10 protein-coding genes and 1 pseudogene are annotated in these 14,591 nt (G+C 57.5%); 3 read left to right on the forward strand and 8 right to left on the reverse strand.

Going from position 1 to position 14,591, the window contains the following annotated elements:
• Positions 1-6: 6 nt before the first annotated feature.
• From VI25_RS13020 to VI25_RS13050, 7 genes are all read right to left on the reverse strand, one after another.
• On the reverse strand, positions 7-2,076 hold the full coding sequence (locus VI25_RS13020; protein ID WP_236705044.1) for a VWA domain-containing protein: 2,070 nt from the start codon (positions 2,074-2,076) through the stop codon (positions 7-9).
• Between the two features lie 230 nt (positions 2,077-2,306).
• Complete coding sequence (locus VI25_RS13025) at positions 2,307-2,975, reverse strand: YiiX family permuted papain-like enzyme (RefSeq protein WP_045690137.1); 669 nt, start codon at positions 2,973-2,975, stop codon at positions 2,307-2,309.
• A gap of 189 nt (positions 2,976-3,164) precedes the next feature.
• Complete coding sequence (locus tag VI25_RS13030) at positions 3,165-4,907, reverse strand: T9SS type A sorting domain-containing protein (protein WP_055562559.1); 1,743 nt, start codon at positions 4,905-4,907, stop codon at positions 3,165-3,167.
• Positions 4,901-7,399: a hypothetical protein gene (locus VI25_RS13035; protein WP_055562560.1), complete on the reverse strand. Its 2,499-nt coding sequence runs from the start codon at positions 7,397-7,399 to the stop codon at positions 4,901-4,903. Before VI25_RS13035 ends, VI25_RS13030 begins: the two co-directional genes overlap by 7 nt.
• A 42-nt stretch (positions 7,400-7,441) precedes the next feature.
• On the reverse strand, positions 7,442-8,767 hold the full coding sequence (locus tag VI25_RS13040) for a DNA/RNA non-specific endonuclease (RefSeq protein ID WP_236705045.1): 1,326 nt from the start codon (positions 8,765-8,767) through the stop codon (positions 7,442-7,444).
• A gap of 712 nt (positions 8,768-9,479) precedes the next feature.
• A complete protein-coding gene (fabG, locus tag VI25_RS13045; protein WP_045690133.1) occupies positions 9,480-10,229 on the reverse strand; it encodes a 3-oxoacyl-[acyl-carrier-protein] reductase in 750 nt (249 codons plus the stop codon).
• Positions 10,230-10,297: 68 nt separating this feature from the next.
• Positions 10,298-10,693, reverse strand: coding sequence for a hypothetical protein (locus VI25_RS13050; protein ID WP_045690132.1), 396 nt, complete (start codon positions 10,691-10,693; stop codon positions 10,298-10,300).
• Positions 10,694-10,866: 173 nt separating this feature from the next.
• On the opposite strand from VI25_RS13050, the gene VI25_RS13055 reads away from it, so the two are divergent.
• The gene (locus VI25_RS13055; RefSeq protein WP_236705046.1) at positions 10,867-11,943 is read left to right on the forward strand and encodes an FAD-dependent monooxygenase; all 1,077 of its coding nucleotides are present in this window, start codon (positions 10,867-10,869) and stop codon (positions 11,941-11,943) included.
• Positions 11,943-12,107, forward strand: coding sequence for a hypothetical protein (locus VI25_RS26920; RefSeq protein WP_236705047.1), 165 nt, complete (start codon positions 11,943-11,945; stop codon positions 12,105-12,107). The genes VI25_RS13055 and VI25_RS26920 overlap by 1 nt, the downstream gene beginning before the upstream one ends.
• Positions 12,108-12,175: 68 nt before the next feature.
• Here the strand turns inward: VI25_RS26920 and VI25_RS13060 are convergent, their stop codons facing one another.
• A complete protein-coding gene (locus VI25_RS13060; RefSeq protein WP_052695539.1) occupies positions 12,176-12,916 on the reverse strand; it encodes a tetratricopeptide repeat protein in 741 nt (246 codons plus the stop codon).
• A gap of 235 nt (positions 12,917-13,151) precedes the next feature.
• Here VI25_RS13060 and lpdA point away from each other — a divergent pair.
• A pseudogene (gene lpdA, locus VI25_RS13065) lies at positions 13,152-14,544 on the forward strand (dihydrolipoyl dehydrogenase).
• The last annotated feature ends 47 nt before the right edge of the window (positions 14,545-14,591 follow it).

Raw genomic sequence — 14,591 nt, forward strand, 5'->3', positions numbered from 1 at the left:
TCCGTGCTACACCCCCCCGGAGTACTTGCGGGTGGCCCATTCCACCGTCATCAGACCCAGCAACAGGAAGAACAGCCACTTTAGGTTGATGAGGTCTTTGAGGTCTTCCTGCTCGTAGATGACGGGCTTGTAGTTTGCTTTTTGGATGTCCTGGGCTAGTTGATCAAGCTGGGCGGGGTAGTATAGGCGCTGGCCGCTACGCTGGCTAAGCTGGCTAAGCAAATTGTGGTCGGCCCGCGACTGGAGCGCCTCTAGCTGCTGGTCTTGCACCAGCACTTCGCCGCGGTCCTGTTGAGGCTGGCCGCCCAGGGTAGCACGGGCAGCGTAGCGGTACAGGCCGCCGGGCAACGTGCCCAAGTGCAGAGGGGCGCCGTCTTCGGTGTTGGTGTACGTGAACGTGCGGGTTTTCTGCTGCTCATCGGTGAGCGTGAGGGTGATTTGCTGACCGTAGATACGCTCAAAAATGGCGTTGTAGGTTTCAGCCCCGAAGGTTATATCGTCCTGCGTAGTAAAGGCGTCCTGGGTCGGATACACATCGAGGCGCTTCTTATTGGCATTCTGCGTGAGCAGTTGCAGCGTCCGGATAATCAGCCGGTCGTAGGCTTCAGGCCGGTCGTCGTGCTCCACAGATTCCTGGAGGCGCCACTGCCAACTGCCATCCGTGAGCAAGGTAGCCTGGCGCTGCTGGGGCGTACCCCCGAAAACCAGCAGGGGCTTCTGCGTTTTGAGGCGCCCTACCTGCTGGTACAAGGCGGCCTCGGCGCTGCCACTCAGGCGCACATCGCCAAACGGTACGGGGGCGGGCGGATAGGTAGCGAACCGGGCCAGCGCTTCCGCTTCGAAGGTAAAGCGGGAGAAGGCCGAGTTAAGCACGGGCGTCACATCGTCGGTCTGTTGGCCGCGGGGCTGCACGGTGAGGCCCGTGCTCATGGCGTTGTAGGTCCCAAAATCCGACTGGCTACCCAGGATATACAAGGCCGGCAAACGACGCGTACGTACCAGGCTTAGTACTTCCTGCCCTTGCCCGGCCTGCGCCGGCAGCTGGTGTAAAATGGCAACATCGTAGTCTTGGGCTTTTAGCGGATTGATGCCAGGTAAATAGGTAGTGAGGTCGAAGTTGTCGTTCTGCAGGATAGCGGCACGCAGGGCCTTGAGGTCGGGGTGGGGAGCTGCGCCAGCCAGCAGCACCCGCAGCTTGCCCTTTACTACCTCCACGTACGCAAACTTGTTGTTATTCACAGGGGTGAACTCGCCCGCCTGCCGTGCTACTACTACCTCATAGCGTCGCTTGCCGGGGGCTGGGGCCGTTACTAGAAACGTGGTTTTGGTGCGCCGCTGGCCAGCGGGCAGGCTTACGCGCTTGGTTTGGAGAGTGCGGCCGTTTTCGCGGAGCACCACCGTGGCCGTGCCACCCGCAAAGCCATCGTAGGCTACCTCGGCTTCCACCGGAAACTGGTTGCCGCTGAACGCAACGCGGTTGTAAGTAAGAATGGGCAGGCTCAAGTCCTTTTTGGCAATGGTGTCACCTAGGCCCAGGCTATAAATCGGGAAGTTATAGTCGGCAAACTGCGGGGCCCGGCCCTGGTTCACAAGGCCATCGGAGGCAAATACAACCCCCGCCAAGTTGCGGCCTTCATACTGCTCACGCACGTTGGTTAGCAGCCCATCCAAGTCGCTAGATGCTGCCCGGAACTGCACTGAGTCGGGGCGGGTAGAGCGCACTTGGTCCAGCACGCGCGTTTCTACCCGGAAGCCCCGCCCGCGCAAGGTTTGGGCCAGTTGGGTCAGTCCTTGCGTAGCCTGCCGCAGCACCGGAGCCGGTGTAAATAAGCCTACCGATTGGGAGTTATCAATGGCTAGCACCAGGGTAGGCGCCTCGGTGGTATTAGTGGTGGTTTTGATAAAGGGCGAGAGGAGCAGAAAGCATAGAAAGCTTACCACCGCAAAGCGCACGAAAGCCAGCGCGTAGTTTACAGCCCGGCTCCAAGGCGCTTTGGCGGAATAAAGCAGCGCCGCGTAGCCCGCACCCACCAGCAGGCACAACAGAATAAACCAGGGAGAAGCAGATAGTACCAAAGGCAGAACGGTATAGCAACTGCATGAAAGAACCCCAGTTCTACCCGCATAGTTGCGCAGGATAGTCTCCGGGGTTAGTAAAACGAAGGTAGGGACTTGTGAGAGAGAAAATAGGTGGAAGTTACCTTCGGCCCTTTGAGCCAATGCCCAAAACTTGTAATTAAGTCGAAATAAGGTTTGCTGATACTATGGAGCTAGCCTTGCAGTTCAGGTGAGACCATGAGTACCTCTTACTGCACCGTTACTAGCTCCTTGCTTTCTAGCATCTGAACCGGGGAAATAACTTTTTCATCCAGTGGAATACGATTTCCGTACCGTTCGCGCAGCTTGGCTTGCACGGCGGAGTGGCTCAGGTCGAACTCGCGTAGTGTTTGCAGTTCGCCTATTTCGCGGCCGGTAGCTTGCTGGTACATCTTCCAGAGCAGCTCCGAGCAGTAAATCCGATCATCAGACCAGCCGAAGTATAAGTCGTAGTTCTTGCCGCGGTACTGCTCGCCGGCCGCTTGGAGGCGCTGCAAGGCTGCGGGTGTCAGCACCGTTTCGGCATCGCGCAGGCGTTTTATGACCACCTTGCCATCCTTGCCGCGCGCTGCCCAGGCTACCAAAGAGGTTTCGCTTACGGGTTGCACCGCTTCAAATACGCGCCACTCTCCGTCCTTCTGAAACAGAATGCCGCAGTGACTATAGGGCGAGTGCGTAGCCAGTTGTATCGCCTGGCTTTGCGCCGACTGGGACGTTTGAAAAATTAGGTCGCCGTTGTGGAGCCTGGCGCTAAGGCGGGCGACGGTGGCTTGGGCAGCTTGTGCTTGCTGGTAACGGGTAAGCCTATGCCATAGGCGCGGATAGCACGCTACTGAAATGGCTAGCAGTACTAATACAGGTAGGAGGAAACGAAACATACGTGTACCTAGAGTAGCGTAGTACAATGATAAGCCTTCCAACCAGACTGTGCCACAAGTGGCGCATACCACTAGGTTTTGTCACCTGGGGTAGATTGGCTGGTTTCCCGCCGGCCTATCTGCCAGCTTGCAGAAGCAAAAGGGGGCGCCAAGTTGGCGCCCCCTTTTTGCTTGCTTTATAGCCTATGCTTACTTGTTCAGTACAACCCGAATGGTTTGAACCTTGCCGTCAATGAGCAGACGGCCTGTGTACAGACCTGCGGGTAGCGCGCTGCCTTCCAGCGTGAACTCGTAATCTTGACCGCCTTGCACGACGCCGTTGTGGAACGTCTTCACTACCTGACCAAGCGAGTTATAGATTTGTAGCTGAGCCGTGCCCGTGCTTACGGGGCGGAAGTGAACCACGGTGCGCTCCGTGAAGGGGTTGGGGTATGCTTCGAACAGCAAAGCTGCGGTAGCCGTGCTGGTAGCGTCGCCGAGAAGCTGAGCGTCGGAAGAAGACTTCGCCTGCAGACTTCCTGCGCACGTGCCTAGCTGGTCGCCGTGCGCCAGGTGGCCCGCAATATCACCGAGGGGCTCGCATTGGGATGAGCCTTTGTGGCACACCATAATGCCCTTGTTCTTGTTGCCACAACGTACGTCAATTACTTGCAGCACTACGCTCTTGGTAGCAGTACAGCCCGAGTTGCTGGTCACCGTTACGGTATACGTGAACGTGCCGGCAGCTGTAGCGGTGAACACCGGGTTGGCGCTGGTGGCATTGCTTAGGCCAGTGGCCGGGCTCCAGCGGTAGCTTACCCCACCCGAAGCCGCCAGCGTAACGCTCTGCGGACCGTAGCCCAAGTATAAGTTGGTAGGTACTCCCCCCGTATACACCGTCGAAGAAGGCTTCACGGCAATAGCTGGAGTAGGAACCGTGCCCGTCACGTTGATAATGGCGGTCTGGCTGGCGGTGTTGCCGTACCGGTCGGTAGCCGTCAGCGTTACAGTGTTGGCGCCGATGTTCTCACAGCTGAAAGTGGTTTGGCTGAGGGCTAACGTAGCAATGCCACAGGCGTCGGTGCTGCCGTTGTTTACCTGTGCCGCCGTAACAGTAGCTGTGCCATTGCTGAGCGCTACAGTCACGTTCTGGGTGAGCACCAGAGGAGCCTGCTTGTCTTGCACCGTCACCACGAAGGTTTGCGTATCGGTGCCGCAGCGGTTGGTAGCCGTGGCCGTAACGGTGGTAGCGCCTACCGGGAAAATGTAGGGCGAAGTGATGGTGGTAGCACCGCCTTCCTTCACGATAGAGTAGGTAATGCTAGGCTCTGGGTCGCCAGAAACGGTGGCCGCAAAAAGTACTGGGGCTCCGCACTGGTCGGCGGCCGCGGTAGCCACCGGAACGGTGGGTACTGCCAGCACCGGTGGCTCGCACGTAATACCCGTTTTAACAGCTTTGTAGGTGGTGCCAACGCGAATACCATCTACCACCAAGTTAGGGGAGCTGGCACCCTGGCGTAAGGCTACGGAACCAATGTTGTCGTTGGGCGCGGCGGGAGTGGCGCCGGTTTCCGTTGCGCTAGCCGTGGCCGTGGCGGGCTCCGTGTCGGTAGTTGGGTTGATGAAAAGCTGGGCGGTGCTGCCCATTTCAGTAAACGAGTACTTCAACACAACTAGGTGCGTGGCATTCAACTCATACTGCTCCGTGGTGAAAGTAGTAGTACCCGTGCCGCTAGTGATGCCAAACTGCACTTTGTTGGTGGTGGCATCTTTGCGCACGTAGATGCGGCTGCGGAACGTGGTGCCAATGGCTTTCGGGCCAAGATGGAAGAAGTAGTCGCCGGCCAAGCTTGTAGAAGCGTTGGCCACATTCACCAGGTAAGACACATACACGGGCGTGCGGGCATATACTGCTTCAAAGGTGCGGTTAACGTCTTCGCCACTTGCTACCACGGCGGCGGCGTTGCCGCTGTTTGGGCCGTAGCTGGGTATGAAAGGCCGGTAGCCGTTACCGCAACGGGTTTGGTACCCGCTCCACTGTGAGCCGTCCAGTTAGTTGCCGTCAGCAAGGAACCCGCCGCATAGTCGAAGTTCTCTTCCAGCAGCAGAGCCGTAGGAACGGGCGTTGTCGTCTGGGTAAGCGTCCCCGGCGTCGTTGTCAGGTAATTCTCGGCGTAGGGCGTGTTGTTGTCGTTGAAGGCAAATACCGTGAAGTAGTAGGGTGTGTTGGGGCGTAGGTTGGTAACCGTCAGGGTGTCGCCGGTTCCGTTGTACACCACGTAGTTGCCCTTGCCCAGCACGCTGCCTTTGCCGAAAGCTGCGTCGGCGAGATAAGTGGTAGCATTTACAGGTTCCGCGTCTACGGCGCTGCCCAGGCGAGCCACTACCAGGCGTTTTGCGCCATCTCCCCCAGTTAGATTAAGCTGCAAGGAGGTGCCCGTTACCTGGGTGGCGGTGAGGCTAGCCGGACTAGTAGGCTGAGTTGCCAGGGGTACTTCTACGGTTGTAAACGAAAGCTCTTCGCCGTAGGCCGTGCTGGTGGCGTTGGTCGCATAGGCCCGCACGTAGTAGGTAGTGCCGGGCAGCAAACCAGTGATGGTGCTGGCAAACGTTCCCGTGCCAGTACCGTCCGACGTCTTGGTTGTGCCCAGAAGCGGGTTGGCAGTCCGGGACCATACTACGCCTCGTGCTGTTACGGCGCTGCCACCGTCGGTGTCCACCGTGCCGCCCGTGGTAGCTGTGGTAGGCGTCAGGCCCGACAGGGTGGTGGTGCTCAATGATGCGGGATACATAGGCTCAACGCCCGTGCCGGATACGGCCACGGCTGCGGCGGGCAGGCCCGTGCTCGTTACCGGAATGGTAGCTTCACTGGCCTGGACAGCCGTGGGGGTAAAGCGCACGTCGATGACGGTAGTGGGCACCTCCCCGTTTACGGGCTGTAGCACAATGGCGCAGCAAGCAAAAGGGGTGTTGCCCGTGCGAATTTCGAAGCCTGTGGGTGGCGTGATGGTAATGTTATCGGAAAGGTTGGTTCCGCCAACGGTAAAGCTTTTCAAGGGGGCGCCTTCGCCGAGAGCTATGTTGCCAAAGCTAGGAAGGCTAGTGGCCGAGACAGTCAGGGCCGGAACAGAAATCGGGGCCGACACCGTAACCGTAATTGGTTCACTCACGCCCGTGGCAGAGGCGCAGGCGCTGGTAGTGGTAGCTTCCGCAACTACATAATACGTACCTGCCGTGGGGAAATCACTGCCCTGTAGTTGGTAGGAATTAGTAGTAGCGCCGGCAATGGCTGCGTAGGGGCCGGTAGGGCTAGTGGCGTACTTCCAGGTAAAAGTAGAGGTAGCAGCGGTGCTGGCTTGCAGCGTGGCACCCGTACCGGTAGTTGGCACGGTTTGGGCCAGCGTAGGCGAAACCGTAACGGTGTTGGTGGCCGCGGCCAAGCTAACCGTCAGGTCCGTGCCGTTGTCGGTGCCGTAGGTAGCCGGAGCGTCGTTGAGCACGCGCACGCGGTACTTACTGCCGCTAGCCGTGCCGGCCGGAATAACCGCGGTGATAGGAGAGCTGCTGCCCGTGCCGATAATGTTGGTGGTCGTAGTAGCCGTAAATACGCCGGCCGCGTCCGACAGCTGCACTTTGTACGTTCCGGTGAAGGAGCCACTGCCGGTGTAGGGCACCGCAAACTCGGGGCTGCCCGCCGTAGTCGTGACGCAGAAGGACGTGGTAGCTACTGCCCCCGTGGTGATGGTGGTAGTTGCGGGGCTTTCGGACGTAGCCGCCGTTACCTGCAGGTTGTCGATGCTGATTTTGGGGCGGCTGCCGCTAGGGGCAATTCCGCCGGCACTGGCGCTCATGTAGAAGCGTACCTTGGCCTGGGCGTTGTTGTTGAAGGCAGCTGGCAGCGCAACTGTCAGCTTGCCCGAAGCAGCTTGGTTGTTGGTGAGGACAGTGGCGGTTTGGGGTAAGTCAATGAATAAGCCGTTGGGCCCCGTGTTAGTTTGCAGCTTGAAAGTAGACTGCCGGTTGCCGGTTGAGTTATTGACCTCGGCCCAGTCAAGGCTAATGGTTCCTGCCGCAGTGCCCGAAAAGTCGAGGTGCAAGTCGAAGGCAGCTGGCTTTTCTCCGTCACTACCCGTCGATAACAAGACAATGGCGGCGGTTCCTTTCTGCACGCCCCCGGTAGAGCCGGTACTAAAAACCGTGTTGGTGTTAGGGTAAACAGGGTCGGGGTAGGCCACGCCGAACCGGTTTGCGCCGGTGCCGGTCGAGAAGTTGCTTCCCCAGGTAGCAATGGCCGTAAAAGCCTCCTGATAAGTACCCTCTCGCAATGGGTAAGGTGTCAGGGCCGTGGTTTGGGCCCAACTCAGTTGCACCCCCATCAATAAGAGGAAAGCCAGAGCAGCCGACCACTTCTTAACGTTCGAAACGCTACTATAAAAAATTGTCATACAGACGATTCAGTCTTTTCAAAAAGCAACAGGAAGAGAAAACTACAGCGCCGGACCGGCATCTACTTTCGATTCGAGGGCCGCTTGCACCTCCAGCGGCAGCTTCGACAGCAAGTCGTAGCCGGTGGCCTCCTCAATGGCGTCTACGCTGGTGCGGAACGTGCCCCAGTTGGTTTCCCGAATGCCCGTGGTGTTGGGCATATCCACGGCAATGACCCGGGTAGTAGCGGAGATGCGCGCGACGTCGTTGTCGCCTACCGGCAGAATCACAATCACCTTCCAGGTGCGCTTGGGCACCGTCACGCGGCCTTGGTCAATGGAGGTAATCAGGCCGCCTGCCCCACCGCCTACGCCGTAGCTGCCGCAGATGACGTACACTTCATTGCTGGGCAGAAACGTGCGGGTATAGCTTTCCAGCGCGGCCCAAGGGCCCTGGTTGTTGTCGCCCGTCTGCGGCATCATGTTGGTCATCAGGAAGGTAGCTGAGTTATCTTCCAGAGTAGACGTACGGTCGGCAGAAGGGCAGTTGTGGCCCCGGTCGAAGCCCGTGTTGGAGTAGCTGGTGTTTTGTACTTGGTACCAGCCCGCGGGTAGGGAAGTATCGTTGCGGAAGTCGTCCTGGCGGTCAATGCTGCCGCGGTTGGTGATGTCCAAGTGCCAGCTCACCCAGTTAGGCTTGCCCTGGTCGCGGTTGTAGCCAATGACGAACTGCGGCTTTGTGAGCAGGTAGTTGTTATACGAGTTGAGGTCCGTAGTGGCGCCGCTTGGGTTACCCAGGGCTAAGTTGTCGTTGTCAACCGATGGCTGTACCACGCCGTACTCCGTCACCGCGAAGTCGTCGATGTTTAGCCTGGCCGCCCCACCCGATGTCTTCCGAATCTCGAATTTGACGTGGCCGGGAATGTTAGCGGTAAAGGATACTACCTGTAGGGTAGGGGAGGTCGTGAATACTGTGTTTCCCACCTTTGTCCACTTGTTGCAGTTGCAGGCCTCTGACTGGGCCCACAGCTCCCAGCTGCTGCTGGCGTCGGTGCCGTAGATGGCGTGCTGCACCGTGATGGTAGAAGCTCCGGTTGGCAGGAAGAACTCCATGGTGAGCTTGCCGTTTTGCTGCAGGCGCACACTCTGCGTACCGGTCTTGTGGTCAGCGTCGGAGCTACCTAGCGCGGCATTAGTCAGGGTCCAGTTGCCAGTAGCCAGTGCCGCAGAAGCCGCAGGATAGTCCGGCTTGGTCCCCGTGTCGAATGACTCTTGAAAAGTAACTGCGGCAGACTCCTCAGTGGCTGGGCTACTTGCGCGAACCGGACCATACGCCAAGCACGAGAGTAGAAATAAACAGCGCAGATAACTGCGTAAATTTTTTGACATACAGCGGCAAGAAAAAAGTATTCAAACAAGTTCCAGCCGACCCATATGGGTATCGGCCAAGCCACAAAATTACACCTCGGATAGGATCGGTTTATTATGAAATTGTTACTAAAGAATAGATAATAACATATATTTATAAAATAGTACAATTACTTATTTGTTTACCAAAGCCAATTTTGCTTGTCAGGAGCCGACATGAGTAGCTGCTGGACAGACTTGTACCATCAAAATCGGGTGGGGGTATAAGAGCCTTTGCAAACCGCTGGTTGATGTACAAAAGGGCTTGTTAATTGGCCCCTAACTCACAGGGGTACGCAGCGAGCCTACTAGCGCTAAGAGCAAGGCTCTTACACTCCAAGCCTGCTAAGCGCAACAGGTATAGGGTAGCAGAAGTACCCGAGGCTAGTGGAGAAACTGAACTATAAATAGTCCAGTAAAAAACATTATGCCCAGGTAGGCCCACGGAAGGCTACACTTTCACTACTACCCTGTCCTGCAATATCCTACCTAACACATCTGGAGTAGGATGTAATACAGAGCGGCCATCATCCTAATGCAGATTGATAATGCGGTAAGTATTTGTATTATAATAGGTTGAATGTTGGTTGGGACGAAAAGTCAGCGCATAAAAAAGCCCTTTCGCTTAAACACGCTGCTTAGCAAGCGGAGTGGTTAAGCGAAAGGGCCCAGAGTAAGAAGGAGCCTAGGACGACTAGGTCAGCATGCCACCGTCTACCTGTAACACCTGTCCGGTGATATAGCTCGAATTATCGGAGGCAAGGAAGGCGGTGGCTTTGGCCACGTCTTCGGGAGAGCCGCCGCGCTTTAGCGGAATAGCTTTGCGCCACTCATCTACCTGCTTCTGGTCGAGAGCATCCGTCATTTCGGTTTCAATGAAGCCGGGAGCAATGGCGTTGCAACGGATGTTGCGCGAGCCCAATTCCAGCGCTACCGACTTCGTAAAGCCGATGATACCCGACTTGGAAGCCGCATAGTTGGCCTGGCCGGCGTTGCCTTTGATACCCACCACCGAAGTCATGTTGATAATGCTACCAGCTTTGGCGCGCATCATAGGCTTAGTGGCTGCTTTAGTCAGGTTAAACACCGATTTCAGGTTTACGGCAATAACCTGGTCCCACTGCTGCTCACTCATGCGCATGAGCAGACCATCCTGGGTGATGCCGGCGTTGTTTACCAGAATATCCAGCTTGCCAAACTCCGCTACCACATCATCTACCAGCTTTTCAGCTTCGGCGTAGATGGACGCATCGGAGCGGAAGCCTTTTACCTTGGTGCCGTGGGCGGCTAATTCTTCTTCCAGTTGCTGACCTTTCTCCACGCTGGAGAGGTAGGTGAAGGCTACCTGGGCGCCCAGTTGGGCGAAATGCACCGCAATGGCGCGGCCGATTCCTTTAGAAGCGCCCGTTATCAGGGCTACTTTTCCGTCGAGCAGTTTCGTCATGGGGGCGAAGGTAAGTAACGAACGGGTTCTATGTTCTACCCTAGCTTCGTAACTAGTGCCCCCCACGCTTACATAAGCCGTAGCCAGCTGGTGGCTAGCTCCTGGCTGTCAAAGGACAGGACAATGGGCCGGGTAGTATGCTGCATGGAAAGATCAGCCGACAGGCGGCTGTACACATTGGAGGAGTAAACCCAGGCGAAATACTCAAGACCCGCGTCGGCCATCATCGGAAACCAAGTGGCGCCCACCCATTCCGAGGCATCGCTCCACATGCTTGTGACCTCCGTGTTGTCGTTAAGAACCTTTGAGCACCGCTCGTTGCGCAGAAAGTCGAGCAGGAGTAGGCAGCCTCCCTGCACCGATTCTAGGCTTTGGTCACCAGTCCAGTTGGCATATAGCCAGTTGTGGTGGTAGTCGTAAAAAATGGAGATGGAAGGTTCGCTGTGTAGAAGTCGTAGCGGCATAGGGAGAGTAGGCGTGAAACTCACAAAGCTAGCAGAAGCTAGAAATACGCCTTCCTGCTCCGTAAAATGGCGCGCTCACCCAGCCTACCCGCCAACTTATGGGCTACGTGTTGGGGCTTCACCCCAGGAATGCCAGTCTGCAATGCCATCCGCTCGTATCTTCGTCGCCTCTTATGCCCGACGTAGATATCTGTATACTAGGAGCCGGACCTGGTGGAGCCACCGCGGCCCTGCACTTGGCCAATGCCGGCCGCCCCTGCCTGCTCCTCGACCGGGCCCGCTTCCCCCGCGACAAAGTGTGCGGCGACGCCCTCAGCGGCAAAGTGCTGGCCGAACTGCGCCGCATTCGTCCGGAGCTACCCGCCGAGCTGGAAACTTCCCCCGCCCAGTTGCCCAGTTGGGGAATCGAATTTTATGCTCCGAACGGCCGCCGCCTCAGCGTTCCGTTCAAGCCGCGCTTTAATAAAGCCACAGATGCCGCCGCCGGCCACATCATCAAGCGCCTCGATTTTGACAACTTCCTAGCAGAAGAGGTGCGCCGCCGACCCGAAATCGACTTTCAAGAAGGGGTAGACGTTGCTAACCACGAGCAACTGCCCGATGGCCGCTGGCGCTTAACGGCCGCCGACGGCACAGAAATAGCCACGGCCCGGCTGCTGTTAGTTGCCAATGGGGCTCAGTCTAGCTTTGCCCGGCAGGTAGGTGGGCACGCCCTAGAGCCGGCCCACCATTGCGCGGGCCTGCGGGCGTATTACCGCGGTGTGCAAGGTCTCAGCCCCGATAATTTCATTGAACTGCACTTTATCAAAGACTTTCTGCCGGGTTACCTCTGGGTATTTCCACTACCCAACGGCGAGGCTAATGTGGGGGTAGGGATGCTTACGGAAGCGGTATCCCAGAAAAAAGTAAATCTGCGTCAGCGCCTCGACGACATGCTACAAGCCCACCCAGCCCTGAAAGTGCGCTTTGCCGGGGCCGAGCGCCTGGGACCAGTGCGGGGCTTTGGACTGCCGCTAGGTCCAAGCGCCGAGCACTATCGGGCAGGGGCTACTTACTGCTCGGCGACGCCGGCTCCCTCATCGACCCTTTCACGGGGGAGGGCATCGGGCACGCCATCATTTCGGGGCGTCACGCCGCTGATTGGGCTGGGCGCGCCCTCGTGGCGCAAGATTTCTCCCCGGCGTTTTTGCGCGGTTACGATGGTGCCGTGTACAACCGGCTGTGGCAGGAGCTGCGCCTTAGCCGGGTAATGCAGCGTCTGCTGAGCTATCCGTGGCTGTTCAACTTTGTGGCCTCCCGCGCCGCAAACAACCCAACCCTCGCCGAGACCATCAGCAATATGTTTCTCGATCTGGATTTGCGCGAGCGGCTCCGGCAGCCCAGTTTCTACCTGAAACTGCTACTAGGCCGGTAAGTAAAAAGAGGGCAACCCGCTACCGGGTTGCCCTCTTTTTAAGTGGTGCTCTCTGAGCAAGTGCCGGACTATTTGCCAGCGTAGCGACGGAGGCTCTTCACCGCTTCTGGGTTGAGTTGAGCGGCCTTTTCTAGGTCGGCTTTGGCTTCCAGTGGTTTGTTGATAGAGGAGTAGCTAATGCCGCGGTACTCGTACGCATCGGCGTAATTGGGGTCCAGTGCCAGTGCCTTGGTGAAGTCGGGGATGGCACCTTTAAAATTGAACATCTGCATCTTGGCGGCGCCGCGGCCAAAGAAAGCTTCCTTATCCTGGGGATTATATTTGGTGGCCTTGTTGAAGTCGCTGATAGCCGGATTGTACTGCTTCAATTTCAGGCGGTTGAGGCCGCGGTTGTAGTATACTTCGGCGTTGGTGGGCTTGAGGCGCACGGCAGCATTGTAATCCAGAATAGCCTCGTTGTACTCCTTAAGATGGCTTTTGGCCTTGGCGCGCGTCAGTAGGGCGTCGAAATCCCGAGGTTTGCTCTTAAGAATAGCGTCGGCCGTACGGATTTCTGCCTTGTAATCGGCATTCGACTTGCGGGCTGCGGGCTCTACTACCGTAGGAGCGGGGGAAGTAGCCCCCGCCGACGCTGTAACATTCATGGAAGAACGGGCAGTGCTATCGGCGGCGCGGGCCACAACTGCTTCGCGGTTCAGATTGCGGGCGGCCGAGGTAGTGGGTCGTTCTACGTCGGTGGTGCTGCGGGCGCACTGCGTGGTTGCAAGTAAGGTAGTAGCAGACAGGAGTGTGAGTATCAGTGACTTCATGGTGTGGGGGTGCGGGGTGCAGGCGGCTTGGTAGCCTAAAAAACGGTAACGGCCCTTCTACGGCGTGGACTGCACAATGGCTGAAGGGTAGGACAAAATTTTGTTAGATGCCTAAAATCGGGCCGAAAATTGGGCGCGTGCGGAGTTGCGCGCCGTGCCTATCTTTGCCGGGCCGCTGCGGAGCCTTTCTGCGCTGGGCGGTGTTTCCCCTACTCAACCTTCAACTGAACACAACATGGCATTGCAATACGACCTGGTCGTTATCGGCAGCGGCCCCGGCGGCTACGTGGCCGCCATCCGGGCTTCGCAGCTTGGTCTGAAAGTAGGCGTGGTGGAGCGCGAGTCGCTCGGTGGCATCTGCCTCAACTGGGGCTGTATCCCCACCAAAGCCCTGCTCAAGAGCGCTCAGGTATTCGAATACCTCAACCATGCCGGCGACTATGGCCTCAAGGCCGATGGCATAGGCTACGATTTCAATGCCGTGATTCAGCGCAGCCGTGGCGTAGCTGATGGCATGAGCAAGGGCATCAACTTCTTGTTCAAAAAGAACAAGATTGACGTTGTATCGGGCACGGGCAAGCTTTCGGCTCCCGGCAAGGTAGAAGTAACCAAGCAGGACGGCTCTAAGGAAATCGTGGAAGCAAAGTCCATCATCCTGCTACCGGTGCCCGCTCGCGCGAGTTGCCAAACCTGCCCGTTGATGGCAAGAAAATTATCGCTACCGCCAGGCCATGGTGCTGCCCCAACTGCCCAAGCGGCTTGTGGTAGTAGGCTCCGGCGCCATCGGCGTTGAGTTTGCCTACTTCTACCGCACCATGGGCTCGGAAGTGACGGTGGTGGAATACCTGCCCCGCATTGTACCCGTGGAAGACGAAGAGGTGTCGCGCCAGATGGAGAAATCCTTCAAGAAAATCGGCATCAACGTGCTAACCAGCGCAGAGGTAACCAAGGTGGACACGAGCGGCGCTGGCTGCGTAGTAACCATCAAGACGGCCAAAGGCGAGCAGCAAGTGGAGTGCGACGTGGTGCTGAGCGCCGTGGGTGTAACCACTAACCTCGAAAACATTGGCCTTGAGGAACTTGGCATTAAGGTAGAGAAAGGCCGCGTACTGGTTGATGACTTCTACCAGACCAACGTGCCCGGCATCTTCGCCATTGGTGACATCATCCCCGGCCCCGCCCTAGCGCACGTAGCTTCGGCCGAAGGCATCATCTGCGTAGAGAAAATTGCTGGTCACCACCCCGAGCCGCTCAACTACCAGAACATTCCGGGCTGCACCTACGCCTCGCCGGAAATTGCCTCAGTTGGCCTCACCGAAGAGGAAGCCAAGAAGCAGGGATACGACATCCTGGTTGGTAAATTCCCCTTCTCCGCTTCGGGCAAAGCCTCCGCTGGCGGCGTAAAGGATGGCTTCGTGAAAGTCATCTTCGATAAGAAGTACGGCGAGTGGTTGGGCGCCCACATGATTGGCTCCAACGTGACGGAAATGATTGCCGAGGTAGTAGTGGCGCGCAAGCTGGAAACTACCGGTCACGAAATCATTAAGTCGGTGCACCCGCACCCCACTATGAGCGAAGCCGTAATGGAAGCCGCTGCCGCCGCCTACGGCGAGGTGATTCACTTGTAAGCTGCCCAGTACCAGTAGAAAAAGCCCCGGTCAGCTAGCTGACCGGG

This window comes from Hymenobacter sp. AT01-02, from assembly GCF_000961955.2.
Classification (GTDB): Bacteria; Bacteroidota; Bacteroidia; order Cytophagales; family Hymenobacteraceae; genus Hymenobacter; species Hymenobacter mucosus.